Annotated in this window: 22 protein-coding genes and 1 tRNA gene; 13 read left to right on the top strand and 10 right to left on the bottom strand. The window is 66.4% G+C overall.

Going from position 1 to position 24,528, the window contains the following annotated elements; all coding sequences use genetic code 11:
• Nucleotides 1-5: 5 nt before the first annotated feature.
• The 3 genes from N5I32_RS15175 to katG form a co-directional block, all read right to left on the bottom strand.
• A complete protein-coding gene (locus tag N5I32_RS15175) occupies nucleotides 6-710 on the bottom strand; it encodes a response regulator transcription factor (protein WP_261496762.1) in 705 nt (234 codons plus the stop codon).
• Nucleotides 707-2,632 (bottom strand): PAS-domain containing protein, encoded by a 1,926-nt coding sequence (locus tag N5I32_RS15170; RefSeq protein ID WP_261496761.1) that lies wholly within the window; start codon nucleotides 2,630-2,632, stop codon nucleotides 707-709. Before N5I32_RS15170 ends, N5I32_RS15175 begins: the two co-directional genes overlap by 4 nt.
• Nucleotides 2,633-2,781: 149 nt before the next feature.
• Nucleotides 2,782-4,944, bottom strand: coding sequence for a catalase/peroxidase HPI (gene katG / locus N5I32_RS15165; protein WP_261496760.1), 2,163 nt, complete (start codon nucleotides 4,942-4,944; stop codon nucleotides 2,782-2,784).
• A 151-nt stretch (nucleotides 4,945-5,095) separates the two neighbouring features.
• Between katG and N5I32_RS15160 the strand changes: the two genes are divergently transcribed.
• From N5I32_RS15160 to N5I32_RS15115, 10 genes are all read left to right on the top strand, one after another.
• Nucleotides 5,096-5,986: a hydrogen peroxide-inducible genes activator gene (locus N5I32_RS15160; RefSeq protein WP_261496759.1), complete on the top strand. Its 891-nt coding sequence runs from the start codon at nucleotides 5,096-5,098 to the stop codon at nucleotides 5,984-5,986.
• Nucleotides 5,987-6,116: 130 nt separating this feature from the next.
• Complete coding sequence (locus N5I32_RS15155) at nucleotides 6,117-7,337, top strand: MFS transporter (RefSeq protein ID WP_261496758.1); 1,221 nt, start codon at nucleotides 6,117-6,119, stop codon at nucleotides 7,335-7,337.
• A 208-nt stretch (nucleotides 7,338-7,545) separates the two neighbouring features.
• A complete protein-coding gene (locus N5I32_RS15150; RefSeq protein ID WP_261496755.1) occupies nucleotides 7,546-9,516 on the top strand; it encodes a long-chain fatty acid--CoA ligase in 1,971 nt (656 codons plus the stop codon).
• A gap of 139 nt (nucleotides 9,517-9,655) precedes the next feature.
• The gene (locus N5I32_RS15145) at nucleotides 9,656-10,474 is read left to right on the top strand and encodes an ABC transporter ATP-binding protein (RefSeq protein WP_261496753.1); all 819 of its coding nucleotides are present in this window, start codon (nucleotides 9,656-9,658) and stop codon (nucleotides 10,472-10,474) included.
• Between the two features lie 56 nt (nucleotides 10,475-10,530).
• Nucleotides 10,531-11,517 (top strand): branched-chain amino acid ABC transporter permease, encoded by a 987-nt coding sequence (locus N5I32_RS15140; RefSeq protein WP_261496751.1) that lies wholly within the window; start codon nucleotides 10,531-10,533, stop codon nucleotides 11,515-11,517.
• A 155-nt stretch (nucleotides 11,518-11,672) separates the two neighbouring features.
• Entirely contained in the window at nucleotides 11,673-12,749 is a 1,077-nt protein-coding gene (locus N5I32_RS15135) for a branched-chain amino acid ABC transporter permease (protein ID WP_261496749.1), read from the top strand.
• Nucleotides 12,750-12,819: 70 nt separating this feature from the next.
• Nucleotides 12,820-14,100, top strand: coding sequence for an ABC transporter substrate-binding protein (locus N5I32_RS15130; RefSeq protein ID WP_261496747.1), 1,281 nt, complete (start codon nucleotides 12,820-12,822; stop codon nucleotides 14,098-14,100).
• Nucleotides 14,101-14,167: 67 nt separating this feature from the next.
• Nucleotides 14,168-14,983 (top strand): ABC transporter ATP-binding protein, encoded by an 816-nt coding sequence (locus N5I32_RS15125; RefSeq protein ID WP_261496746.1) that lies wholly within the window; start codon nucleotides 14,168-14,170, stop codon nucleotides 14,981-14,983.
• Between the two features lie 72 nt (nucleotides 14,984-15,055).
• A complete protein-coding gene (locus N5I32_RS15120) occupies nucleotides 15,056-16,234 on the top strand; it encodes a phenylacetate--CoA ligase family protein (protein ID WP_261496744.1) in 1,179 nt (392 codons plus the stop codon).
• Nucleotides 16,235-16,330: 96 nt separating this feature from the next.
• Nucleotides 16,331-17,959, top strand: a complete 1,629-nt coding sequence (locus N5I32_RS15115; RefSeq protein WP_261496743.1) for a peptidoglycan-binding protein — start codon at nucleotides 16,331-16,333, stop codon at nucleotides 17,957-17,959.
• A gap of 37 nt (nucleotides 17,960-17,996) precedes the next feature.
• Here the strand turns inward: N5I32_RS15115 and N5I32_RS15110 are convergent, their stop codons facing one another.
• The 3 genes from N5I32_RS15110 to N5I32_RS15100 form a co-directional block, all read right to left on the bottom strand.
• Nucleotides 17,997-18,317 carry a DMT family transporter gene (locus N5I32_RS15110; RefSeq protein WP_261496742.1) on the bottom strand — a complete coding sequence of 107 codons (321 nt, stop codon included), beginning with the start codon at nucleotides 18,315-18,317 and terminating at the stop codon, nucleotides 17,997-17,999.
• Nucleotides 18,318-18,472: 155 nt separating this feature from the next.
• Nucleotides 18,473-18,598 (bottom strand): type B 50S ribosomal protein L36, encoded by a 126-nt coding sequence (gene ykgO, locus N5I32_RS15105; protein WP_261496741.1) that lies wholly within the window; start codon nucleotides 18,596-18,598, stop codon nucleotides 18,473-18,475.
• A gap of 72 nt (nucleotides 18,599-18,670) precedes the next feature.
• Nucleotides 18,671-18,745, bottom strand: a tRNA-Val gene (locus N5I32_RS15100).
• Between the two features lie 150 nt (nucleotides 18,746-18,895).
• On the opposite strand from N5I32_RS15100, the gene N5I32_RS15095 reads away from it, so the two are divergent.
• Both N5I32_RS15095 and N5I32_RS15090 read left to right on the top strand, forming a co-directional pair.
• Nucleotides 18,896-19,756, top strand: a complete 861-nt coding sequence (locus N5I32_RS15095; protein ID WP_261496740.1) for an N-formylglutamate amidohydrolase — start codon at nucleotides 18,896-18,898, stop codon at nucleotides 19,754-19,756.
• A gap of 66 nt (nucleotides 19,757-19,822) precedes the next feature.
• The gene (locus tag N5I32_RS15090) at nucleotides 19,823-20,656 is read left to right on the top strand and encodes an alpha/beta fold hydrolase (protein ID WP_261496739.1); all 834 of its coding nucleotides are present in this window, start codon (nucleotides 19,823-19,825) and stop codon (nucleotides 20,654-20,656) included.
• Here the strand turns inward: N5I32_RS15090 and N5I32_RS15085 are convergent, their stop codons facing one another.
• The 4 genes from N5I32_RS15085 to N5I32_RS15070 form a co-directional block, all read right to left on the bottom strand.
• Entirely contained in the window at nucleotides 20,657-21,910 is a 1,254-nt protein-coding gene (locus N5I32_RS15085; RefSeq protein WP_261496738.1) for a DNA polymerase IV, read from the bottom strand. It abuts the gene before it with no gap.
• A gap of 65 nt (nucleotides 21,911-21,975) precedes the next feature.
• Nucleotides 21,976-22,287 (bottom strand): DUF3240 family protein, encoded by a 312-nt coding sequence (locus tag N5I32_RS15080; protein ID WP_261496736.1) that lies wholly within the window; start codon nucleotides 22,285-22,287, stop codon nucleotides 21,976-21,978.
• A 2-nt stretch (nucleotides 22,288-22,289) separates the two neighbouring features.
• Entirely contained in the window at nucleotides 22,290-23,267 is a 978-nt protein-coding gene (locus tag N5I32_RS15075; protein WP_261496735.1) for a sodium-dependent bicarbonate transport family permease, read from the bottom strand.
• 74 nt (nucleotides 23,268-23,341) lie between these two features.
• The gene (locus N5I32_RS15070; RefSeq protein WP_261496734.1) at nucleotides 23,342-23,989 is read right to left on the bottom strand and encodes a carbonic anhydrase; all 648 of its coding nucleotides are present in this window, start codon (nucleotides 23,987-23,989) and stop codon (nucleotides 23,342-23,344) included.
• 146 nt (nucleotides 23,990-24,135) lie between these two features.
• On the opposite strand from N5I32_RS15070, the gene N5I32_RS15065 reads away from it, so the two are divergent.
• Nucleotides 24,136-24,516 (top strand): hypothetical protein, encoded by a 381-nt coding sequence (locus tag N5I32_RS15065; protein WP_261496732.1) that lies wholly within the window; start codon nucleotides 24,136-24,138, stop codon nucleotides 24,514-24,516.
• The last annotated feature ends 12 nt before the right edge of the window (nucleotides 24,517-24,528 follow it).

The raw sequence follows: 24,528 nt of genomic DNA, 5'->3' as shown, positions 1-24,528 counted from the left end.
CCCGCTCAGCCCCAGATAACGTCACCCAGAAAGATGTAGCCCGCCCCGTAGATCGTCTTTATCAGGCGGGGGTTCTTGGGGTCTTCGCCCAGCTTCGTGCGCAGCCGCGATATCCGCACATCCATCGCCCGGTCGAAGCTGTCGCCCGCCGCGCCGCCCAGCGTTTCCTGCATCTGTGCGCGGGAAATGAGCCGCTTGGGGCTTTCGAGAAAAAGGCGCAGCACCTCGCCCTCGGCGTGGCTGAAGGGCACCTCGTTCCCGTTCATGTCGATCAGCACATAGCGGTCGAACTCGGCCGTCCAGCCGGCAAAGCGTGCGACCTGCGTCGACCTGTCGCCCTCGGCCCGTGCCTTGCGCAGCCGCGCGCGGATGCGCGCCACGACCTCGGCCGGGTCGAAGGGCTTGATGATGTAGTCGTCCGCGCCAAGTTCAAGTCCCGTCACCCGGTCCTGCACCTGCGCACGGCCCGAGATGATGATGATCGCGGCGCCGGATTCCAGCGCCAGACGGTGCACGATGGCCAGCCCGTCGCGGTCGGGAAGGCCCAGGTCGACCAGGCAGACATCGGGCGCGGTTCGTTTCAGCGCGGCCTCGAACTCGGTCGCGCGGGCATAGCAGGTGGTCCGGAAGCCGGCCTCCTCGAGCGCATCGGACAGCATCCGGCGAATCTCCGGCTCGTCGTCCAGGATCGCGACATGGGCCTGCGTCATCCAACCTCCGATTGCGCAAGAAAGGCCGAAAGTTCCTCGAAGGTAAAGGGTTTCGTCAGAACCGGAATCCCGGCGGCGCTTTCCCGCAGCGTGTCGCCCAGCGGCAGCGATGTCATCAGCGCACGCCTGAGCTCCGGCTTGCGCTTCGCGATCTCCGCCATCAGGTCGACCCCGTTCGCGCCCCCGGGCAGGCCGATGTCGGACAGGACCAGCCCCAGTCCCGGCAGGTCGGCCAGTTCCAGAGCCTCGGCCACGCTGCCCGCCTCGGCAACGGTGTGGCCCATGGCGCGCAGCATCTCCCGCACGTCGGTCCGGATCACCTCGTTGTCTTCGACCAGCAGCACAAGTGCGGGTGCGGCCCGCGCGTTGACCGGGCGCAGCGGCAGGCGCAGCGTCACCGACGCGCCACCCTCGGGGGAGTTGGACAACTTGACGTTGCCGCCGGCAAGTTTGGTCTGGTCATAAACCATCGACAGGCCAAGGCCCGACCCCTCGCCGCCCTTGGTCGAGAAGAACGGGTCAAGCGCGCGTTGAAGCGCCTCTGGTGAAAAGCCGGGGCCGGTGTCGGTCACGGCGATCTCGAGCCAGGTGTCGCGGACGGGCCGGGCGGACAACGTGATGCACCCGACGCGGGAGCCGATCGCATCGCGGGCATTGAGGATGAGATTGAGCAGCGAATCCTGCAGGGCGCCCGGATCGAGAAGCACCTGTTCGGGCAGCGTGTGCACCGTCACATCGAGTGCGATGGCCTGGGGCAGGATCGGCCCGGCCATCGTCTTGAGGTCCGCGAGACAGGCGACAAGATCCGTCGGCGCGGGATGCAGGGCCGAGGGCCCCGAGATTCGCGCGATGCGATCCAGAAGCGTGCCCCCCCGCCGCGCTGCGGCCAGCGTGGCGCGGGCGATCCCGGCGGCCTCTTCGGAAAGGCCGTCGATACGCTCCAGCCGCCCCTGAAGCCCCATGATGATCGTCAGAAGATTGGCGAAGTCATGCGCAAGGCCCGAAGTCAGTTGCGCCGCCAGTTCCCGCTTCGCGGTCTGCGCCAGCGCCGCGCGCGCCTGCGTTTCTTCGGTCACGTCGGCGGACAGGACATAGACGCCCTGCACGCGCCCCTCGATGTCGTGATCGGGTGTCAGCGCGATGCGGATGCGGTGGCCGGAGCCTTCGTGCGTCGTCTCGAACACGTTGGCCTCACCGGCAAGGGCCCGGCGCAGGCCGGGTTCGATCCGGGCGAAGGTAGCCTCGCCCAGCGCCTCGGGCACCGACAGGCCGATGATCTCGCTCGGGCTGCCGGGAAACAGCTGGCTCAGCTTGCGGTTGGAGAAGGTGTAGCGGAAATCGGGTGTCACGTGGGCGATGTGCGCGGGAACCATTCCCGTTACCAGCCGGGTGCGCGCCTCGGTTTCAGTCAGTTCCCGCTTGGCCTCCTCAAGTGCCGCGTTGGTTGCGGCGAGGGCGCGGTTGGCCTGGGCCAGCCGTTCCGCGTGGGTCAGAAGCTGATCGGAAAGCTCCGCGGACCGGACGCGCAGAAGCGCTTCCTGATGCTTGATCTCGGTGATGTCGGTATAGACGGTGACCCAGCCGCCCTGCGCAAGTGGCGCGCCCTCGACGCTGATGGTGCGGCCGTTCGATCGGACGCGTTCCATGTAGTGCGGCTGGAAGGTTCGGGCCTGGTCGACACGCTGCCGCACCGCTTCGGCCGTGTCGCCGGCCTCGCCATACTCGCCCCTCATCACCAGATGGCGGATCGTGTCTTCGAAGGTCGCGCCCGGAAGCACGAGGTCGTCGGGCAGGTCGAACATCTGCTGGTACTTGCGGTTGCACACCACCAGCCGAAGGTTGCTGTCGAAGATCGAGAGCGCCTGCTGGATCAGGTTCAGGCCCGCCTGCAGCATCCTTTCCTGGGCGTTCGGTGCCGGCATAGCTCCCCTCGGGTTCCGGTGTTCCCACCTCCGCTTGTCGCTTGGGGCGCGGTGCGATGCAAGGCCCCGGGGACAGTGGCCGCAGATGCATGCGGCCCCCGCGGAGGGGGGCCGTGCCGTTGCAATCGGGATGTGCCGGAGGCCGGTGGTCAGGCCAGGTCGTAGCGGTCCGCGTTCATCACCTTTGTCCAGGCTGCGACGAAGTCGGTCACGAACTTCCCGGCGTTGTCGTCCTGGGCATAGACCTCGGCATAGGCGCGCAGGACCGAGTTCGACCCGAAGACAAGATCGGCGCGCGTCGCCGTCCACTTCTTCGCGCCGGACTTGCGATCGACGATCTCATAGGTGTTCGATCCGGTCGGCACCCATTTCCACGCCATGTCGGTCAGGTTGACGAAGAAGTCGGTGGTCAGGGCGCCCTCGCGGTCGGTGAAGACGCCATGCCGGGTTCCGCCGTGGTTGGTGCCCATCGCCCGCATCCCGCCGACGAGGCAGGTCATCTCGCAGCCGGTCAGGCCCATGAGTTGCGCGCGGTCGAGCATCAGTTCCTCGGCCGAGACGGCATAGTCCTTCTTTTGCCAGTTGCGGAAGCCGTCGGCGACCGGTTCGAGGACGGCGAAGGAGGCGGCGTCGGTCATCGCGTCGGTCGCGTCGCCGCGGCCCGGTGCGAAGGGAACCGTGACGTCGAAGCCCGCGGCCTTGGCCGCCTGTTCCACGCCGACGCAGCCCGCCAGCACGATCACGTCGGCCACCGAGGCGCCCGCCGCCGACGCGATGGGTTCAAGCACCGAAAGCACCTTCTGCAGCCGGGCCGGTTCGTTGCCTTCCCAGTCCTTCTGCGGCGCAAGACGGATGCGCGCGCCGTTCGCGCCGCCGCGATAGTCCGACTGGCGGAAGGTGCGGGCCGAATCCCATGCCGTGGCGACCATCTCCGCGACCGACAGGCCGGATGCGGCGATCTTTGCCTTCGTCGCCGCCACGTCCCAGCCGGTAGCGCCGGCCGGAACCGGATCCTGCCAGATCAGCTCTTCCGCGGGCGCCTCGGGGCCGATGTAACGCGCCTTCGGCCCCATGTCGCGGTGCAGGAGCTTGAACCACGCCCGCGCAAAGGCATCGTCGAAGGCCGCCTGGTCCTTCGCGAATTTCTCCGAAATCGCGCGGAAGCCCGGATCCACCTTCAACGCCATGTCGGCATCGGTCATCACGATGCGGGTCTTGCCGCCGGTCTTCTCGACATCCGAAGGCGCCTCTTCCGGCTTCAGGTTCACCGGTTCCCACTGCTGGGCACCTGCGGGCGAGCGGCGCAATTCCCAATCGTGGCCAAGCAGCATCTGGAAATAGCCGCCGTCCCAGCGGGTCGGGTTTGTCGTCCATGCACCCTCGATGCCAGAGGTGACGGTGTCGTTGCCGATGCCGCGGCTGGTGTTGTTGACCCAGCCGAAGCCCTGCTCCTCGATCCCCGCGCCCTCCGGTTCGGGACCAAGGTTCGCGGCGCTGCCGTTGCCGTGGGCCTTGCCGACGGTATGCCCGCCCGCGGTCAGGGCCACCGTCTCGGCATCGTCCATGCCCATGCGGCCGAAGGTGACGCGCATGTCCTGCGCGGTCTTCAGCGGGTCGGGCTGGGCATTCACCCCTTCGGGGTTCACATAGATGAGCCCCATCACCACCGCCGCCAGCGGGTTTTCCAGGCTTTCGCGATCGTCGCCGTCATAGCGGCTCGACTTCAGCCACTCCTTTTCCGAACCCCAGTAGACGTCCTTTTCGGGGTGCCAAACGTCCTCGCGGCCGAAGGCGAAGCCGAAGGTCTTCAGACCCATCGACTCGTAGGCCACGTTGCCGGCCAGAAGCATCAGGTCGGCCCAGCTGATCCGGTTGCCGTATTTCCGCTTGATCGGCCACAGAAGCCGGCGCGCCTTGTCGAGGTTGGCGTTGTCCGGCCAGGAGTTCAGCGGCGCGAACCGCTGGTTGCCCGTGTTGCCGCCACCCCGCCCGTCGGCGGTCCGGTAAGACCCCGCCGAATGCCAGGCCATGCGGATCATCAGGCCGCCGTAATGGCCCCAGTCGGCCGGCCACCAGTCCTGGCTGTCGGTCATCAGTGCGACGAGGTCGCGCTTCAGCGCCGCCACGTCCAGCTTCTTCACTTCCTCACGGTAGTTGAAGCCCTTGAGCGGGTTGGTCTTTCTGTCGTGTTGGTGCAGGATGTCGAGGTTCAGCGCATTCGGCCACCATTCCATGACGTTGCTGCCCACGCTGGTGATCGCACCATGCATGACGGGGCACTTGCCCGCCGATTTCACGTCGTTTCCGTCCATCTAATCCTCCAAACTCCGGCCACGTGGCGTCAACATCCCGCCGAAGGCCTGCGGCTTGCGCAGGCCCCGGCGGCTCGAACCACGGCTTGGTTAGCACAGCAATGTCATTAATGGAATTTTCATTTTCTAATCACTGCCATATGCTAAGGTTATGAATCAGATCACCATCCGGCATCTTCGCTATTTCGAGGCACTGGCCCAGCAAGGCCACTTCGGACGCGCGGCCGAGGCCTGCGCGATCTCGCAGCCGGCGCTGTCGTTGCAGATGAAGGAACTGGAGCAGATCCTCGGCTCGCCGCTGATCGAGCGGGGCAGCCGACAGATCCGGCTGACCGCGCTTGGCAAGGATTTCGCGGCGCGGGCGCGCGACGTGCTGCGCGCGGTGGATGAACTTGCCAATCTGGCGCGCGCGTCCATGGACACGCTGACGGGCGAACTCAGGATCGGCGTGATCCCGACAGTCGCCCCCTACCTTCTGCCCGGCGTGATCCAGTCGCTGTCGGCCCGTTTCCCCGATCTTGACCTGCGCCCGCGCGAGGCGGTGACCCAGAAGCTGGTCGACGACCTGATCGAGGGCCGGCTTGACGTTGCCATCGTCGCGCTGCCGGTGTCGGAGCCGTCGCTGACCGAACACCCACTGTTCAGCGAGGAATTCATGCTTGTCCGCGCGGCTTCGGATGCGGACATGCCGGTTCCCAATCCCGAAACGCTCGGCACCATGCGGCTGCTGCTGCTGGAGGAGGGGCATTGCTTCCGTGACCAGGCGTTGTCGTTCTGCAGGCTGTCCTCTTCGGTGCCGCGCGACCTGATGGAAGGCAGCTCGCTGTCGACGCTGGTGCAGATGGTCGGCGCGGGGATTGGCGTCACGCTAATCCCCCAGATGGCGGTTCCGGTCGAAACCCGGACCGCGCCGGTCGCGGTCGCGCGCCTTCCCGTGCCGCGGCCGTCTCGGACGATCGGGCTTGTTTGGCGCAAGACCAATCCCCTCAGCAGCAGGTTCGAAGACCTGGGCGACATCCTGCGCGACACGGCGATGACCTGACCGGGCGGAGGGCGAAGGGAAGGGCGGTTTTCCTTCCGGTTCCGCTCTGCTAAGCGTCGGGCGTGGCCGCGCCGAGGGGGTGTCAGTCCGGCCCGCTGACCCGATCCCATCCCCGAGAGTCACGCGCGTCATGCGCCAGCAGATCGAGTTCTTCCGCCGCAACGCGCCCTGGCTCATGGCCGGTTTCCTGCTGACCTTTGCATCTAGCTTCGGGCAGACCTTCTTCATCGCCATCTTTGCCGGCGACATCCGCGGCGAATACGGCCTGAGCCATGCCGGCTGGGGCGGGGTCTATGCCTTGGCAACGATGACATCGGCGGCCGTCATGGTGTTCGCCGGGGGACTGACCGACAGCTTCCGGGTGCGGCTGGTCGGATCGGCCGTGCTTCTGGGGCTGGCGGCGGCGGCGGTGATGATGTCCCTGGCATCGGCGGTCTGGGCGCTCGGGCTGACGATCTTCCTGCTGCGCTTCACCGGGCAGGGGATGATGGGGCATACCGCGACGGTGGCGATGGCGCGCTGGTTCGTGGCTACCCGCGGCCGCGCGATCGCCTTCGCGGGCCTCGGTGTCGCGCTGGGCGAGGCGGCCCTGCCCATCCTGTTCGTCGCGCTGAAGGGCTGGATCGGCTGGCGCACGCTCTGGCTTGTCGCGTCTGTCACCCTTCTGGTGCTCACGGCCGTCCTGCTGGCCCTTCTCCGGCGCGAGCGGACGCCGCAGTCCTTCGCCGAGGAGACCCGGTCCGCCGGTATGCTGGGCCGCACCTGGGGTCGCAAGGATGCCGTTCGCCACCGCCTGTTCTGGCTGATGCTGCCCGCGATCCTTGGCCCCGGCGCCTGGAACACGGCGTTCTTCTTTCACCAGGTCCATTTCGCCGAAGTGAAGGGCTGGGCCCATATCGACCTTGTCGCGCTGTTCCCGGTCTACACCGCAACCGGGGTGGGAAGCATGCTGGCCGCCGGCTGGCTTGTCGACCGGCTGGGGTCCACCCGGATCACCGGGCTGCATCTGCTTCCCATGGCCGCGGGCTACGGCCTGATCGGAGTGGCGCAGGGCCTGCCGTTTGCGGCCCTTGGCTTCGTGCTCATGGGGTTGGCCAACGGGGCGCAATCCACCGTCGGCGCATCGCTCTGGGCCGAGGTCTATGGGACCGCGAACCTTGGCCGCATCCGGGCCATGATCGGGGCAATCATGGTGCTGGGTTCCGCCATCGGGCCGGGGCTGTGCGGCTGGCTGATCGACCGCGGCATCCCGATGCCAGATCAGGCGCTGGGGATTGCCGCCTACTTCGCGGTTGCCGCGGTGATGGCGGCGATCGGCAGCAGGGGTGCGCGCGGGCTTCTGCGGGGCTAGGTGCAGGGGCCGCCCGCCGGACACTCATTTCCGGCCCGTCCGCCTGCCGCGAGTTCCATCCCCGTGCAGCGGCGCGGTGTTACAATTCGTAAGATTCCCGAAAAAGTCAGGAAAACTTTGACGACCACTTCTTGTCGCGGGACGCTTGGGCACGGGGGAATCAACCCCTGCGAACAACGGGCGCCGGACACGGCGCGGGAGGACGACATTGGAGCGACAGACAGCGGCGGGCGCTGACTTGCAGTCCATTCCGGCCCTGCTTGCGCGCAATGCCGCGACATGGGGGGCGCTGCCGGCCTACCGCGAGAAGGAGTTCGGCATCTGGCAAAGCTGGACCTGGGCCGAAACGCAGGCCGAGGTCCGAGCCATGGCGCTCGGCTTTCTCACGCTGGGGATGGAACGCGGCGATCACGTCGCCATCATCGGCCGCAACCGCCCTTCGCTCTACTGGTCGATGATCGCCGCGCAGATGTGCGGCGCCGTGCCCGTGCCGCTCTACCAGGACGCCGTGGCCGAGGAGATGGCTTATGTCCTCGACCACTGCGGCGCGCGCTTCGTCGTGACCGGCGACCAGGAACAGGTGGACAAGGTGCTCGAGGTGCAGGACCGCCTGCCCGGCATCCGGCACATCGTCTACCTCGACAAGCGCGGGATGCGCAAATACGACCATTCGCGCATGAACGCGCTGGCCGACGTCGCCGCGGAGGGACGCGCGGCGCATCACCGCGTCGGTGCGGAGCTTGACCGGCGCATCGGCGAACTGACCTTCGACCACCCCTGCGTGATGCTTTATACCTCGGGCACGACGGGCAAGCCCAAGGGCGTGGTCCTATCGAACCGCAACATCATCGTCACCTCGAAGAACTCTTCCGAGTTCGACCGTCTGACCCATTCCGACGAGGTTCTGGCCTATCTGCCGATGGCCTGGGTCGGCGATTTCATCTTCTCCATCGGGCAGGCGATGTGGACGGGCTTCACCGTCAACTGCCCCGAGAACGCCGCGACCATGATGACCGACCTGCGCGAGATCGGCCCCACCTACTTCTTCGCGCCGCCGCGCGTGTTCGAGGGGCAGTTGACCAACGTCATGATCCGGATGGAGGACGCCGGCCGGATCAAGAAGCGGATGTTCGACCATTTCATGGCCGTCGCCCGCCGCGTCGGCCCCGCCATCCTGGACGGCAAGCCGGTGTCCTGGGTCGACCGGCTCCGCTACCGGCTGGGCGACATCATGGTCTACGGACCGCTCAAGAACACGCTCGGCTATTCCCGCATCCGCGTGGGCTACACAGCCGGCGAGGCGATCGGGCCGGAGATCTTCGATTTCTACCGCGCGCTCGGGATCAACCTCAAGCAGCTCTACGGCCAGACCGAGGCGAGCGTCTTCATCACGCAGCAACCCGACGGCGAGGTCCGATCGGACACGGTGGGCGTCCCCTCGCCGGGCGTGGAGGTCCGCATCGCCGAAAGCGGGGAGGTGTTCTACCGCTCCCCCGGAACCTTCGTCGAATACTTCAAGAACCCGGAGTCCACCGCATCGACCAAGGATGCGGAGGGCTGGGTCGCCACCGGCGACGCGGGCTTCTTCGAAGAAGGCACCGGGCATCTGCGCATCATCGACCGGGCCAAGGACGTGGGCCGCATGGCCGACGGCCGCCTGTTCGCGCCCAAGTATGTCGAGAACAAGCTGAAGTTCTACCCCAACATCCTCGAGGCGGTGGTCTTCGGTTCGGGCCGCGACATGTGCACGGCCTTCATCAACATAGACCTTGCCGCGGTCGGCAACTGGGCAGAACGGAACAACATCGCCTACGCCAGCTACCAGGAACTGGCGGGGCACCCGAAGGTCTACGAGATGATCCAGGGCCACGTCGAGGAGGTGAACCGCTCCGTCGCCGCCGACCCGATGCTGGCGGGCTGCCAGATCCACCGCTTCCTGATCCTGCACAAGGAACTTGACGCCGACGACGGCGAACTGACCCGCACCCGCAAGGTCCGCCGCAACATCATCGCCGAAAAGTTCGCCGACCTGATCGAGGCGCTCTACACCGGCAAGGACCAGATCTACACCGAGACCGAGGTGACCTACGAGGACGGCCGCAAGGGCTTCATCAAGGCCACGCTCACCATCCGCGACGCGGCGGTCGTGGCGGACGAGCAGAGGATGGCGGCGGAATGAGCGTGACGGTCGCCCCCCACCCCTATCCCCTCCCCACCAGGGCTATGGGAAGCGCTGAACGCCCCTGTCCTGCCACGCCTCTCCCCTCTTGGGGGAGGATGGGAGGGGGGGCCTGTCCGCTCATGCCGGAGGCAAAGCCATGAAGGACATGACCGAAGGCTACACCACCGCCGACGGCCGCAGGATCGGCCCCGTCCTGATGGAGATGAAGAACATCACGCTGCGCTTCGGTGGCGTGAAGGCGATCACCGACATTTCGTTCGACATCCGCGAGGGCGAGATCCGCGCCATCATCGGGCCGAACGGGGCGGGCAAGTCCTCCATGCTCAACGTCATCTCGGGCTTCTACGTCCCGCAGGAGGGCGAGGTCTGGTTCAAGGGCTACCGGCGCGGGCCGATGCGGCCCTATCAGGTCGCCCGGCTCGGCATCTCGCGGACGTTCCAGAACATCGCGCTGTTCGACGGGATGAGCGTTCTGGACAACATCATGACCGGCCGCCTCACGCTGATGAAGTCGGGGCTGCTGAACCAGGCGCTCTGGTGGGGCCGGGCTGAGCGTGAGGAAACCGAACATCGCGAAAAGGTCGAGAAGATCATCGATTTCCTCGAGATCCAGGCGATCCGCAAGACACCCGTCGGCCGCCTGCCCTACGGCCTGAAGAAGCGGGTGGAGCTTGCCCGCGCGCTGGCGGCGGAACCGAAGCTCCTGCTTCTCGACGAACCGATGGCCGGCATGAACGTCGAGGAGAAGGAGGACATGAGCCGCTTCATCCTCGACGTCAACGACGAGTTCGGCACCACCATCGTGCTCATCGAACATGACATGGGCGTGGTCATGGACCTGTCTGACCGGGTTGTCGTGATGGACTACGGCAAGAAGATCGGCGACGGCACGCCCGACGAGGTACGCAGCAATCCCGACGTCATCAACGCCTACCTGGGGGTGGCCCATGACTGACACTTGGCGCCTGTGCTGCCTCTTCGACGCCGGCTGCAGCGGAACGGAGGCACGCCATGCCTGACCAGCTTCTCTACGCAACCGAGGCGGCCCTGAACGGCCTGATGGCCGGGGTGCTCTATTCCCTCGTGGCGCTGGGCTTCGTCCTGATCTTCAAGGCCAGCGGGATATTCAACTATGCCCAGGGCGTGCTCGCGCTCTTCGCGGCGCTGACGCTTGTGGGCTTCCAGAACGGCCAGGTGCCCTTCGCCCATCTCATCAACGCCGTCTTCGGCACCGACCTGCACCACTTCGGCTGGCAGCTTCCCGCTCTGGTGGCGATCGTGCTGACCGCCGGGGTGATGGTGGCTCTGGCAATCGTGATCGAACGCTACGTCCTCAAGCACCTCGTCAACCAGCCGCCCATCATCCTCTTCATGGCGACGATCGGCATGGCCTATTTCCTCGAAGGCTTCGGCGACATCATGTGGGGCGCCGACATCAAGAAGCTTGACGTCGGGCTCCCTCAGGGTCTCAACGAAACCATCGACGCGGTCACCTTCGAGGCCTTCGGCTACGGTTTCTTCATCGACAATCTCGACATCGTGGCCTCGGTCGTGGCCGCCCTCCTCGTCATCTCGCTCACGCTCTTCTCGCAGTATTCAAAGCAGGGCCGGGCGCTTCGTGCCGTGGCCGACGACCACCAGGCGGCGCTTTCCGTCGGCATCTCGCTCCGCTTCATCTGGGTGCTGGTCTGGTCGATCGCCGGTTTCGTGGCGCTTGTCGCCGGGATCATGTGGGGCTCGAAATCCGGGGTGCAGTTCTCGCTCTCGCTGATCGCGCTCAAGGCGCTGCCGGTCCTCATGCTGGGCGGCTTCACCTCGATCCCCGGCGCCATCGTCGGCGGCCTCATCATCGGCATGGGAGAGAAGCTTTTCGAGTTTTTCATCGGCCCGATGATCGGAGGTGCGACCGAAAACTGGTTTGCCTATGTCCTGGCGCTCCTTTTCCTCGTCTTCCGGCCGCAGGGCCTGTTCGGCGAGAAGATCATCGAAAGGGTCTGACGCGTGGCAAGGGTTGAAGCTTCGGAAGCCTCCGGCGGGAGTATTTGGGCCAGAATGAAGACTTCTGCCTTTCATTCTGGGGGAAATACTCCGGGGGTCCGGGGGCAGCGCCCCCGGCGCTCGCGACGGGGCACCACGACAGGGGGGAGGGCCTGATGTTCTATCGCGAGGCCGGCGACTTCAAGACAAGCTACGCCGACGACAGCCAGACCTTCCCGATCCGGTTCGACCGGCTGCGCTACTACGCGGTCGTCGCCGTGGCCTTCGGGGTCATCCCCTTCGTCATCAACGACTACTGGGCGAATGCCGTGTTCGTTCCGTTCCTGATCTATGCCATCGCCGCGATCGGGTTGAACATCCTGACTGGTTACTGCGGGCAGGTGAGCCTCGGCACCGGGGGATTCATGGCGGTGGGTGCCTATGCCTGCTACAAGCTGATGACCGCCTTCCCCGAGGTCTCGATCCTGATCCATGTCCTGCTTGCGGGCGGCATCACGGCGATGGTCGGGGTGCTTTTCGGGTTGCCGTCGCTCCGGATCAAGGGCTTCTACCTTGCCGTCGCGACGCTTGCCGCGCAGTTCTTCCTTGTCTGGCTCTTCAACAAGGTGCCGTGGTTCTACAACTACTCCGCCTCCGGTCAGATCTCGGCGCCGGAACGCACGATCCTTGGCCATCCGGTCACCGGCGCGGCGACGACGGCCTCTGCCAAGTACCTGTTCTGTCTGGTCATCCTTTTCGCTCTGGCCTGGCTCGCACGGAACCTTACGCGCGGCACGGTCGGGCGGAAATGGATGGCGATCCGGGACATGGACATCGCGGCCGAGATCATCGGCGTCAATCCCCTGACGACCAAGCTTTCGGCCTTCGCGATCTCGTCCTTCTACATCGGGGTTGCGGGTGCGCTCTTCTTCGCGGTCTACCTCGGTGCGGCCGAGGTGGGGGAGGCCTTCGGCATCCAGAAGTCATTCCTGATCCTCTTCATGATCATCATCGGCGGCCTCGGCTCGATCTTCGGGAGCTTCGCGGGCGCGGCGTTCATGGTGCTGATGCCGGTCCTGCTGAAGAACATCCTGGTCGGCCAGTTCGGCTGGGCGACCGATCTGGCAGCGCATGTGGAGCTCATGATCGTCGGCGCGCTGATCGTGATCTTCCTCATCGCAGAGCCGCACGGGATGGCGCAGCTGTGGCGGTTGGCGAAGGAAAAACTCCGGCTTTGGCCCTTCCCGCACTGACGGGCCGCCCAATCGACAAGACCGGTGAAGGCCGGCTGACACAGTCATTAACCCCTGGGAGGAGACCCATATGAGAAAGACGATCACCGCGATTGCACTGGCCATGGCTGTCGCGACACCCGCGATGGCCGATCTGGTGGTGCCGAACCTCAGCTACCGGACCGGTCCCTATGCGCCGGGCGGCATTCCCTATGCCGACGGGTTCAACGACTACTTCACGCTTCTGAACGAGCGTGACGGCGGCATCGGCGGGGAAAAGGTGGTGAACCCGGAATGCGAAACCGCCTACAATACCGAGAAGGGCGTGGAGTGCTACGAGGCGACCAAAGGGTCCGGCGCACTGGTCTATAACCCGCTGTCGACCGGGATCACCTATCAGCTGATCCCGAAGGTCTCCGCCGACGGCATTCCGCTCTACACCCCGGGCTACGGGCGGACTTCGGCGGCCAACGGCAAGATCTTCGAATGGGTCTTCAACTATCCGGCCAACTACTGGGACGGCGCGAGCGTGGCGATCAAGTACCTGCTCGACCAGAACGGCGGCGATCTGTCGGGCAAGAGGATCGCGCTTGTCTATCACAACTCCGCCTATGGCAAGGAACCAATCCGGACGCTGCAGGAACTGTCCAAGAAGCACGGCTATGAACTGATCGAGATCCCGGTCGACCATCCGGGGCAGGAGCAGAAAAGCCAGTGGCTCCAGATCCGCCGCGACAAGCCGGACTATGTGCTGATGTGGGGCTGGGGCGTGATGAACGCGGTGGCGATCCAGGAAGCCGCCAACATCCGCTATCCGATGGAGAACTTCATCGGCATCTGGTGGTCGGGCTCCGAGAATGACGTGCTGCCTGTGGGCGATGGCGCCAACGGCTACAAGTCGCTGGCCATGCACGGAACGGGCATGGACTATCCGGTTTACGGCGATCTCAAGACCTATGTCTACGATACCGGCAAGGCGTCGGGCGCGGGCGATCAGGTGGGTTCGGTGCTGTACTCGCGGGGCATGTATGCCGCGCTCGTCATCTCCGAGGCGATCCGCAAGGCGCAGGAACTGGCCGGCCATTCCGCGATCACGGCTGCGGAATTGCGCAACGGGTTCGAGGCGCTGGAGATCACCGAGGCGCGCATGGCCGAACTCGGCCTGCCGAACTTCGGCCAGCCCTTCGCCGCGTCCTGCGCGGACCACGGCGGCCCCGGCCATGCCCTGATCCAGCAATGGGACGCCGCGGCGAAGAAATGGAACCTGATCACCGGCTTCATCGCGCCCGATGACGAGGTTCTGACTCCCCTGGTGATGGAAGACTCGGCGGCGTTCGCGGCGGAAAACGCCATCGCCGAACGCTGCAACTGATCATCATCACGACGGCCCCGGCCCATGACGGGCCGGGGCACCCCACACTTTCCCCGCGGGGCACCCCATGCTCGACGCCGCAAAGACCGAAAGCCTTCTCGAGGTCAACAACATCGAGGTGATCTACAATCACGTCATCCTTGTCCTCAAGGGCGTCAGCCTTTCCGTGCCCAAGGGCGGGATCACCGCGCTTCTGGGCGGCAACGGGGCGGGCAAGACCACGACGCTCAAGGCGATATCGAACCTGCTGCACTCCGAACGCGGCGAGGTGACCAAGGGCTCCATCATCTATCGCGGCGAACGGGTGCAGGACATGAGCCCGGCCGATCTGGTGAAGAAGGGCGTGATCCAGGTGATGGAGGGGCGCCACTGCTTCGGACACCTGACGGTGGAGGACAACCTGCTCACCGGCGCCTACACCCGCACGGACCGCGAGGTCGCGAAGGATCTGGAAATGGTCTACCACTATTTCCCGCGCCTGAAGGAGCGGCGGAAAAGCCAGGCCGGCTATACCTCGGGCGGCGAGCAGCAGATGGTCGCCATCGGTCGCGCGCTGATGTCCCGGCCGGAGACGATCCTGCTCGATGAGCCCTCTATGGGGCTTGCGCCGCAACTGGTCGAGCAGATCTTCGAGATCGTAAGGGCCGTGAACGAGAAGGAAGGCGTGACCTTCCTTCTGGCCGAACAGAACACCAACGTTGCGCTGCGCTACGCGCATTACGGTTACATCCTGGAAAACGGCCGCGTCGTGATGGACGGCCCGGCCGCCGACCTGCGTGAAAACCCGGACGTGAAGGAATTCTACCTCGGCATGTCGGACAAGGGCCGCAAGAGCTTTCGCGACGTGCGCAGCTATCGCCGCAGGAAACGCTGGCTGGCGTGATGCGACAGGAACCCGCGACAAGGACAGTGATCCCCGGCCATGTGCCCGGGGAAGGGAGAGGGGGGCTGCCCCATGCAAGAGACGACCCATTACGACAGCCTCGAAACCCGATCGGCGGACGAACGCGCCGCCGCGCAATTGAGCGCGCTGAACGCGCAGCTTCGGCGTATCGGATCGGAGCCAGTTGTAGACATCGCGGCGCTGGCGGCGCTTCCTGTCCTGCGGAAATCTGACCTGTCGGACCGGCAGCGGAAGTCTCCGCCCTTCGGCGGGATCGCCGTGAACAATGTCGCCCACATCTTCCAGTCACCCGGCCCGATCTATGAGCCGGGCGGCGTCAGCCACGACTGGTGGCGCATGGGCCGCTTCCTGCATGCGGCCGGGATCGGGCGCGGCGACATCGTGCAGAACTGCTTCGGCTACCACCTCACCCCGGCGGGCATGATCTTCGAAAGCGGCGCAAGGGCGGTGGGCGCGGTGGTGCTTCCCGCTGGAACCGGGCAGACCGAGCTTCAGGTCCGTGCCGCCGCCGACATCGGCACGACCGCTTATGCCGGCACGCCCGATTTCCTGAAGGTGATCCTAGACAAGGCCGACGAGATGGGCGAGCGGCTGAGGATCGCGAAGGCGGCGGTCGGGGGTGGTGCGCTGTTCCCGAGCCTGCGGCGGGAATACGCGGACCGGGGGATCACCTGCCTGCAGTGCTACGCCACCGCCGACCTTGGCAGCATCGCCTATGAAAGCGCCGCGATGGAGGGGATGATCGTCGACGAGGGCGTGATCGTCGAGATCGTCCGCCCCGGCACCGGCGACCCGGTACCGGAGGGCGAGGTGGGAGAGGTCGTGGTGACGACGCTCAACCCCGACTATCCGCTGATCCGGTTCGCCACTGGCGATCTTTCAACCATCATGCCGGGGCAAAGCCCTTGCGGGCGCACCAACATCCGGATCAGGGGCTGGATGGGGCGTGCCGACCAGACGACGAAGATCAAGGGCATGTTCGTCCGACCCGAACAGGTCGCGGCCTTCGTCGCGCGCCACTCGGAGATCCTCCGCGCCCGTGTCATCGCCACGCGCGAGGGCGAGATGGACGTGATGACGGTTCGGGTCGAGGCGCCGGAGGGGGCCGGCGCGGGCTACGAGGACTCGATCATACAGACGCTCAAGCTGAGGGGCCGGGTAGAGATCGTGCCTTTCGGCAGCTTGCCCAATGACGGCAAGGTGATCGACGACCAGCGCAGCTACGGCTGAACCGGCGGGCGGCGATCCGCCGGCGCCGGGCGCTTGTCATAGGATAACACGGTGGCCGGCGTTACCATTCCTTCCGTTGCCAAAGGAGGGATCGTCATGTTCCGACTGCTGCCAAGCGCCCTTGTCCTGACCTGCGCCGCCGTTCCTGCCTCGGCACGCGACCTCGCGCTGGTCATCGGGAATGAAAACTACCGTCGCGCGCCGGACATTTCCTCGGCCGAGGATGTCGCGGACGCAGGCGCCGCGCTGGAGGCCGCGGGGTTTGAGGTGCACGAGGGGCGCGACCTGGACGTGGCGGGGCTTCGCCAGGCGTTGGCTGCGTTTTACGAGGATGCGCAGGACGCCGATCGCCTCGTCATCCTGGTCGCCGGGCACTTCGTCCATGCGGGCACGGAAAGCTGGCTTCTGGGGACCGGGGCGGATGTGCCCTCTCTCGGGTCTGTGGATGCGATGGGCTTGCCGCTCGGCACGCTGTTTGCCGTGGCGGCAGAGCGTCCGGGGGGCGCGATGGTTCTGCTGGGAACCGAACCGCAACCCCTGACCCTTGGCGACGGGCTGGCCACCGGGATCGGCACGGAGGCCGTGCCGCAGGGGGTGATGGTGGTTTCCGGCGATGCCGGGACGCTTGCGGAGTTTGTCACCGATGTACTGGTTGACCGCGGCCAGTCGCTTGCCGCGCTTGCCGGACAGGCGGAGGGTCTGGCGGTCTCGGGGTATCTGGGCGATGTCGGGGTCTTCCTGCCGCTGGCCGAAACCGAAGTGCCCGGCGACGGCGCGGGCGAGGAGGCCGCCTGGCAGGTCGTTCGCCGGCTTGACACCATCGCGGCCTACGAGGGCTTCCTGCGCCAGTATCCCGACGGGCGCCGCGCGGCCGAAGCGCGCGCGGCGATCGCCACGATCCGCGCCGAGCCTCTGCTTCAGGCGCAGAAGGCCGAGGAGGCGCTGAACCTCAGCCGCGACCGCAGGCGGGAGATCCAGCGCGCGCTTAGCCTTCTCGACTTCGATCCGCGCGGCATCGACGGGCTGTTCGGTCCCGGGTCGCGCCGGGCCATCGCGGCCTGGCAAAAGGCGAACCGGATCGAGCCGACCGGCTTTCTCGATGCCGACCAGATCACGCGGCTGCAGGCGCAGGCCGACCGCCGAGCCGCCGAGCTTGAGGCCGAGGCGCGGGCGCGTCAGGCCGAACTGGACCGGCAGGACCGGCTTTACTGGGACCAGACCGGCGCGGCCGGCGACGAGGCGGGCCTGAGGGCTTATCTCAAGCGCTATCCCGATGGCCTGTTCGCCGACCTGGCGAAGGAACGGCTTGCCGTCTTCGAGGAGGAGCGCCGGCAGGACGCACAGGGCGAGGACCGGCTGGCTTGGGATCAGGCCGCCGCGGCCGACACGGCCGAGGGCTATCGCGACTACCTGCGCGCTTTCCCCGACGGGGTCTTCGCCGAGGATGCGCGGGCCGCGCTTGAGGCGGCCGAGGCGGCGGAGGCCGCCGAGGCCTCTCGGGCGCAGGCAGAGGCCGCTGAAAACGCGCTCGGGCTCAACGACTTCTTCCGGCGGGCGATCGAACGGCGGCTTGCCGATCTCGGGCTGAAGCCCGGCCGGGTGGATGGAACCTTCGACGACGACACCCGGCGCGCGATCCGCCGCTACCAGGAGGCGCGGGGGATGGAGGTCACGGGCTATCTGACGCAGGCTGCCGTGGTCCGGCTTCTGGCCGAGGGGCTTTGATCGGAGGCACCGGGCCGGCACAGGCCGCGCGGCGCGGTCAATGCCCGCTCGACAGCTTCATCAGGAGGATGCCGGCGACGATCAGGATGGCCGCCAGGGCGCGGATGGGGGTCAGCGCCTCGCCAAGGAACAGCACGCCGAACACGAAGGCGCCGGCCGCGCCGATGCCGGTCCAGATCGAATAGGCGGCGCCGAGCGGCAGCGTCCGCATCGCGAAGGCCAGCAACGAGAAACTGGCGACCATCGCCACAAGGGTAACGACCGTCGGCGTGAGGGCGGTGAAGCCGTCCGACTTCTTCATCGCCGCCGCCCAGACGATTTCGAGAACGCCGGCAAGCAGTAGACAGGTCCAGGCCATTTTTGATGATTCCCGCAAGTGGCCGGGTCGTCCCGGATGAATTCACGTCGGGCTCGAGGTCGTCCTCTGCCGGGGTGCGGGGGGCGCCCCAAAACCGAAAGGGCCACCGGAAGTCCGGCGGCCCCTGTTCGGTTGCCTTCAACAGGCGGCGCGTCTCAGCCCTGGCGGGCCTTGTAGCGCTTTTGCGTCTTGTTGATCACGTAGACGCGGCCCTTGCGGCGCACGATCTGACAATCGCGGTGCCGGCTCTTGAGCGAGCGGAGCGAGTTCCGGACCTTCATCGGTCTTCTCCCAGTATGGCGCGTCTGCGCCGGCGAATACGAATGCCCCCGCAGTTCTGCCGGGGGCGGTGATGGTGGGCGCGACAGGGATCGAACCTGTGGCCACTACGATGTCAACGTAGTGCTCTACCGCTGAGCTACGCGCCCGTCCGAATACGCTGCCGCCACCCCGGTCACCCGGGTCGCGGTCGGCATCGCGTCGGTCCCGGGGTCTATAGAAGGAGTCGCGGGGCCTTTCAAGGGGTTTCGACAGGCCGGGTTTTGACGGTATAGTCGACCCGACGCCACGGAGTAGACATGACGCCCGGCCCCTACCGACTGACCTTGCCGGAACGCCGCACGACCGGCGTCGTATTCGCTTCTCCGCACAGCGGCAGCCATTACCCACGCGATTTCCTGGCCCGGTCCGTCCTGTCCGAAAAGGCGATCCGCAGTTCCGAGGATGCCTTCGTGGATGTGCTTCTGGAACGCGTGCCCGGCTTCGGTGCGCCGCTTCTGGCGGCGGTGGCCCCGCGCGCCTTCGTGGACCTCAACCGCGCCTCCGATGAGCTTGACCCCGCGCTGGTCGAAGGTTTCCGCGCGCCCGCGCACAATCCGCGGGTGGCCTCCGGGCTTGGCGTCGTGCCGCGCGTCGTCTCGGGCGGGCGGGCGATCTATTCCGGCAAGTTGCCGCTGCACGAGGTGCGGTCCCGCATCTCGGACTGGTGGCACCCCTATCACGACCGGCTTCAGATCCTGCTGGATGAATCGCGGATGCGCTTCGGGCAGGCGATCCTCATCGACGTGCATTCGATGCCGCACGAGGCGATGGACAGCGTCACCGTGCCGGGGCGGCCGCGGCCCGAAGTGGTTCTGGGCGATCGCTACGGCGCCTCGGCCTCTGCCGCGGTGGTGGAGGCGGTGGACGCGGCCTTCGCCCGCGCAGGGCTCAGGACCGTGCGCAACGCGCCCTTCGCGGGGGCCTATATCGCGCAGACCTACGGTCGTCCGGCCCGCGGGCAGCATGTCGTGCAGGTCGAGATCGACCGGTCCCTTTACATGAACGAGGCCGAGATCCGGCCCAATGGAAACTTCGCCGGGTTCCAGCGCATCCTGTCGGGCATCCTGGCCGAGATCGCCGCCATCGGACAGGCGAAGGACCGGCTTGCTGCCGAATAGCCGCCGAATCTGTTGATCCACTTATGGAAGATCGTAGGCTGCGCGCAGTCGCAAAGGGAGGCGGTGATGCGTCTGGTGCTTGCAGTTCTGTTTTCGCTCGTCGGGTTGTCGGCGCAGGCCGAGGATCGCTGGATGACCATTCCGAAACCGCCTGCCATGCCCGAGGCGGCAAGTTCCGGCATGGCGCCGGTGAACGGGATCGAGATGTACTACGCGACCTTCGGCGCGGGCGATCCGGTTCTTCTGATTCACGGCGGGCTCGGCAATGCCGACATCTGGGCCAACCAGGTCATCGACCTGATGAAGGACCACCTTGTCATCGTTGCGGACAGTCGCGGCCATGGACGGTCGACGCGGACGGCGGAGCCGTTCGGCTACGACCTGATGGCCTCGGACTACCTGGCGCTGCTTGATCACCTCAAGATCGACAAGACCGATCTCGTCGGCTGGTCGGATGGCGGGATCATCGGGCTCGACATCGCTATGAACCATCCGGAGCGGTTGGGGCACCTGTTCGCGCAGGCCGCCAACATCACCACCGATGGCGTCGATCCGGCGGTCGAGACCGACGCGGTCTTCGGCAGCTACATCGACTGGATGAGCGCGGAATACGCGGCCAAGTCGCCGACGCCCGACCAGTTCGGCGCCTTCGTCGAGCAGATTTCCGGCATGTGGGCCAGCCAGCCGAACTGGACGGACGAGGCTGTTGCCGCGATCACGGTGCCGACCGCGATCGTCTCGGGCGACCATGACGAGGCGATCCTGCGCGCCCATACCGAGAAGATGGCCGCACTCATCCCCGGCGCCGAGTTGGTGATCCTGCCGGATGCCAGCCATTTCGCCATGCTACAGGCGCCTGAAGAATACACCGCCGCGGTGCGGGCCTTCATCGACCGCTGATCAGCGCAGGCTTCGGCCCTTGATGATGGCATCCTTGCCGAAACGGGCGCGGATCGTGTCGGCGGCACGTTCCGCCCCCGCCCGGCGCGCGGCCTGCGGGTCGAGCAGGTCGCCGGTCAGGTCCGCGCCGCTGTCGTCCGACAGATCGGAAATGCCCACCCCGATCAGCCGGTAGGGGCCGGGTTCGCGCACCTGCATCAGCAGGTCGGCCGCCTCGCGATAGATGCGGTCGGCGGTCTGTGTAGGCTCGCGCAGCGCGTGGCGCCGCGTGATCGCGGTAAAGTCGGCGCGTTTGAGCTTCAGCGTGACCGTGCGCCCGGCCAGATCCTTTGCCTTGGCGCGGTCGGCGACCCGTTCCGCGAGCCGCCAGACGTGGCCGTCGAGCAACTCGCGGTCCGCTGTGTCTTCGTCGAAGGTCGTCTCGGCCGAAATCGAGCGCATCGGCTCGTTCGGGTTCACGCGGCGGAAGTCCTCCCCCCGCGCGAGGTGCCAGAGCCTGTCGCCGATCGAGCCGAAGCGCCCGGTCAGGTCCTTGCGGTCCCAGCGCAGAAGGTCGTCGAAGGTCCGGATACCCGCGGCCTCGAGCGTCGTCTGCGTCGCCAGCCCGACGCCCCAGATCATCCGCACCGGCTTGCCCTTCAGGAAGTCGGCGGTTTCGGCGCGCCCGATCACCGAGAATCCGCGCGGCTTGTCGAGGTCGGAGGCGATCTTGGCCAGGAACTTGTTGTGCGACAGGCCGATCGAGCCGGTCAGGCCCAGGTCGTCCTCCATCCGCTTCAGCAACCGGGCGAGCGTGACGGCGGGCGGCGCGTGGTGCAGACGCTCCGTCCCGGTCAGGTCGAGGAACGCCTCGTCCAGCGACAGCGGCTCGATGACAGGCGTCAACTCGTCCATGAGCGCGCGGATCTGGCGGGAAACGGCGGCGTAATGCGCCCCCCGCGGCTTGACCACCACCGCCTCGGGGCAGAGTTTCAGCGCCTGGAACATCGGCATGGCGGACCTGACGCCCTTGATCCGCGCGAGATAGCAGCAGGTGGAGACGACCCCGCGATGCGCGCCGCCCACGATCACCGGCTTGTCGCGAAGGTCCGGATTGTCACGCTTCTCGACCGAGGCATAGAAGGCGTCGCAGTCCATGTGCGCGATGGAGAGGCTGAACAACTCGGGGTGCGACAGGATGCGCGGACTGCGGCACGCCGGGCAGCGGGTGCCGGTCTCGAATTGCGTCAGGCAGTCGCGGCAAAGGGAGGGCATGACGCGAGATTACAGTACGCGCATGGGCGTCCCAAGGGGCTTGTTCGCGCGCGCCGGTGTCCGCTTCAGAACCGTTCGGCCCGCACGACCTGGCAGTCGGTGACCGAAACGACTCCGATGTGACGCTCCACGACCGCGAAGGCCGCCTCCAGCAACCGATCGACCCGTTCGGGGCGGACGATGCACACCACCGCGACCATCCCCCCCGCAGCAGAGACCTGGCCTTCCCGGCTCCAGCGACCAGACCGGCCGGACCCGCCCAGCACGGGAAGCACCGTGAACCCGGTGACGCCGGCTTGCGAAATCGTGTCCAGAAGTCTGCCTTCAAGGGGCGCTTCGATGATGATTTCCACGCGTTTTGCGTCGTTCGTCTGCATGATCAGGCTCCGCCCAGGAATTCCGCAAGCGCGACATAGATGGGAATACCCAGCGCCAGGTTGAACGGGAATGTGACCCCCAGCGACAGGGTTAGGTAGATCGACGGGTTGGCTTCGGGCAGCGCGACGCGCATTGCCGCCGGCACCGCGATGTATGAGGCCGAGGCGGACAGCACCATCAGGAGCGCAACTCCCCCCGTGCTCAGGCCAAGAAGGATGGCGACCGGCAACGCCAGTGCCGCGCCGGCAAGCGGCATGAGTACGGCGAAGGCGAAGGCACCGGCCGACAGGACGGACCGCGCCTGCCGCAGTCCGCGTCCCGCCACCAGCCCCATGTCCAGAAGGAACAGACACAGGACACCCTTGAAGGGCGAGACGATGAAGCTCTCGATCTCCTTCAGGCCGCGTTCCCCGGTGAGGGCGCCGATCAGGAACGCGCCGATCAGAAGGACGATCGACCCGTTCAGAAGGACCTCGCGCCAAAGTTCCCGGTCCATTCGCGCGCCGGCCCCCGCGCGCGCAGCCAGCCAGAGTGCGGCGATGATCGCGGGCGCCTCCATCGCTGCGGCCACGGCGACCATGTAGCCTTCGTATTCTACGCCACGGGTGGCGAGAATCGCGGTGGCCGAGACGAAGGTGACGATCGAGATCGAGCCGTAGTGCCCGGCCACCGCCGCCGCATCGACGGCCGAAAGTCGGGTCATCGCGCGCAAGAGCCCGAACGCGATGAACGGGATCGCGAGGCTCAGCGCGACGCCTGATACGAGCGCCGCCCCCAGTGAACCGTCAAAGCCGTGCGCGGCGACGCTTGCGCCGCCTTTGAAGCCGATGGCGAACAGAAGGTAGATCGACAGCGCCTTGGCTGCCGCTTCGGGCACCGAAAGGCTTGACCGCGCCATGGCAGCCAGAAGCCCCAGGGCGAAGCTGAGCACGATGGGCGAAACCAGATTCTGCGCCATTACAGAGAAGATCGTGTCCATGTCCCTCGAATCCGCTTGCGACGGTTTTCAGGTCGTCAGGTTGTCACGCCGTCCGCGCGTCGGGCAACGGCCCGTCACAGCGGCACGAAGGTTCCGCTGGCCGGGTCGTACTGTTCCAGCCCGCCCGCGCCGATGTCGGTCCAGAGACCGTGCAGCGTCATCTCATCCGCCTCGACCGCCGCGCGGACGAACGGGAAGGTCATCAGGTTCTCGAGGCTGATGAGCACGGCTTCCTTTTCCAGCGCGCGCAGTCGCTGATCCTCGGGTCGGTCCTTCACCCGGTCAAAGCCGGGGCGCAGAAGGTCCATCCAGCGGCCCACGAAGCTCGACTTCTCCTCCAGTTCCGGCGCGTGGCCGGTGCACATGTCGTGGCAGCCCTTGACCCCGCCGCAGAGCGAATGGCCGACGATGATGATATGCGCGACCTTCAGCGTCGTGACCGCGTATTCCACAGTGGCCGAGGTGCCGTGATGCTCACCGTCGGGATTGTAGGGCGGAACCAGGTTGGCAATGTTGCGGTGGATGAAGAACTCGCCCGAATCCGCACCGAAGATCGAGGTGACGTGAACGCGCGAGTCGCAGCAGGAAATCACCATCGCGCGCGGGCGCTGGCCTTCGTCGGCAAGTCGGCGGTACCAGGCGCGGTTTTCCGTCCACGTGGTGGCCTTCCAGCCATGGTAACGGTGGACAAGATAGGAGGGCAGCGGCCGGATGTGGTTCATGGGGTCGCCTCGCGTTGGTTTCTGCGCCTGCATACAGATCGGATCGTGCGAATTCGAGATGTTTCTGCGACGGGCATCAAGGTTTTCTTGACATCAAGGTCTCATGACTCCCCCATCCGCAGGGGTGCGGCAAGGAGGGTGAAGGGGTGGCAGAGCTTGCCAGGTTGCGCCATGACGAAGGCGTGCGGCTGGATCCGGATGCGTTGTCCGCGATCTATGCCGAGTTGGGGGAACGCGGGGCCGAAAAGCTGATCGGCCGCGCGACCGAGGATCTGGCCGGGCGGTTGCAGGACCTGCGGCAAAGCCTGGCCGAAGGGCGCGCCACGGACCTTGTGCGGGCGGCGCGAATGCTGGCGCAGGTCGGTGCGCAGGTCGGCATGACCAGCGTGGCGCGGGTGGCGCGTGACCTGATCCGCGCGACGGAAGCGGGGGACGCGACCGGGCAGGCCGCGATCCTGGCGCGGCTTGAGCGGATCGGCCAGAGGTCGCTGACCGCGGTCTGGGATCTGCACGACATGACGGTCTGAGGGGCTTGCGGC

Source organism: Albidovulum sediminis, assembly GCF_025380365.1.
Classification (GTDB): Bacteria; Pseudomonadota; Alphaproteobacteria; order Rhodobacterales; family Rhodobacteraceae; genus Albidovulum; species Albidovulum sediminis.
Note: the sequence above shows the minus strand (reverse complement) of the source record. Positions and strands in the feature narration are given on the sequence as shown.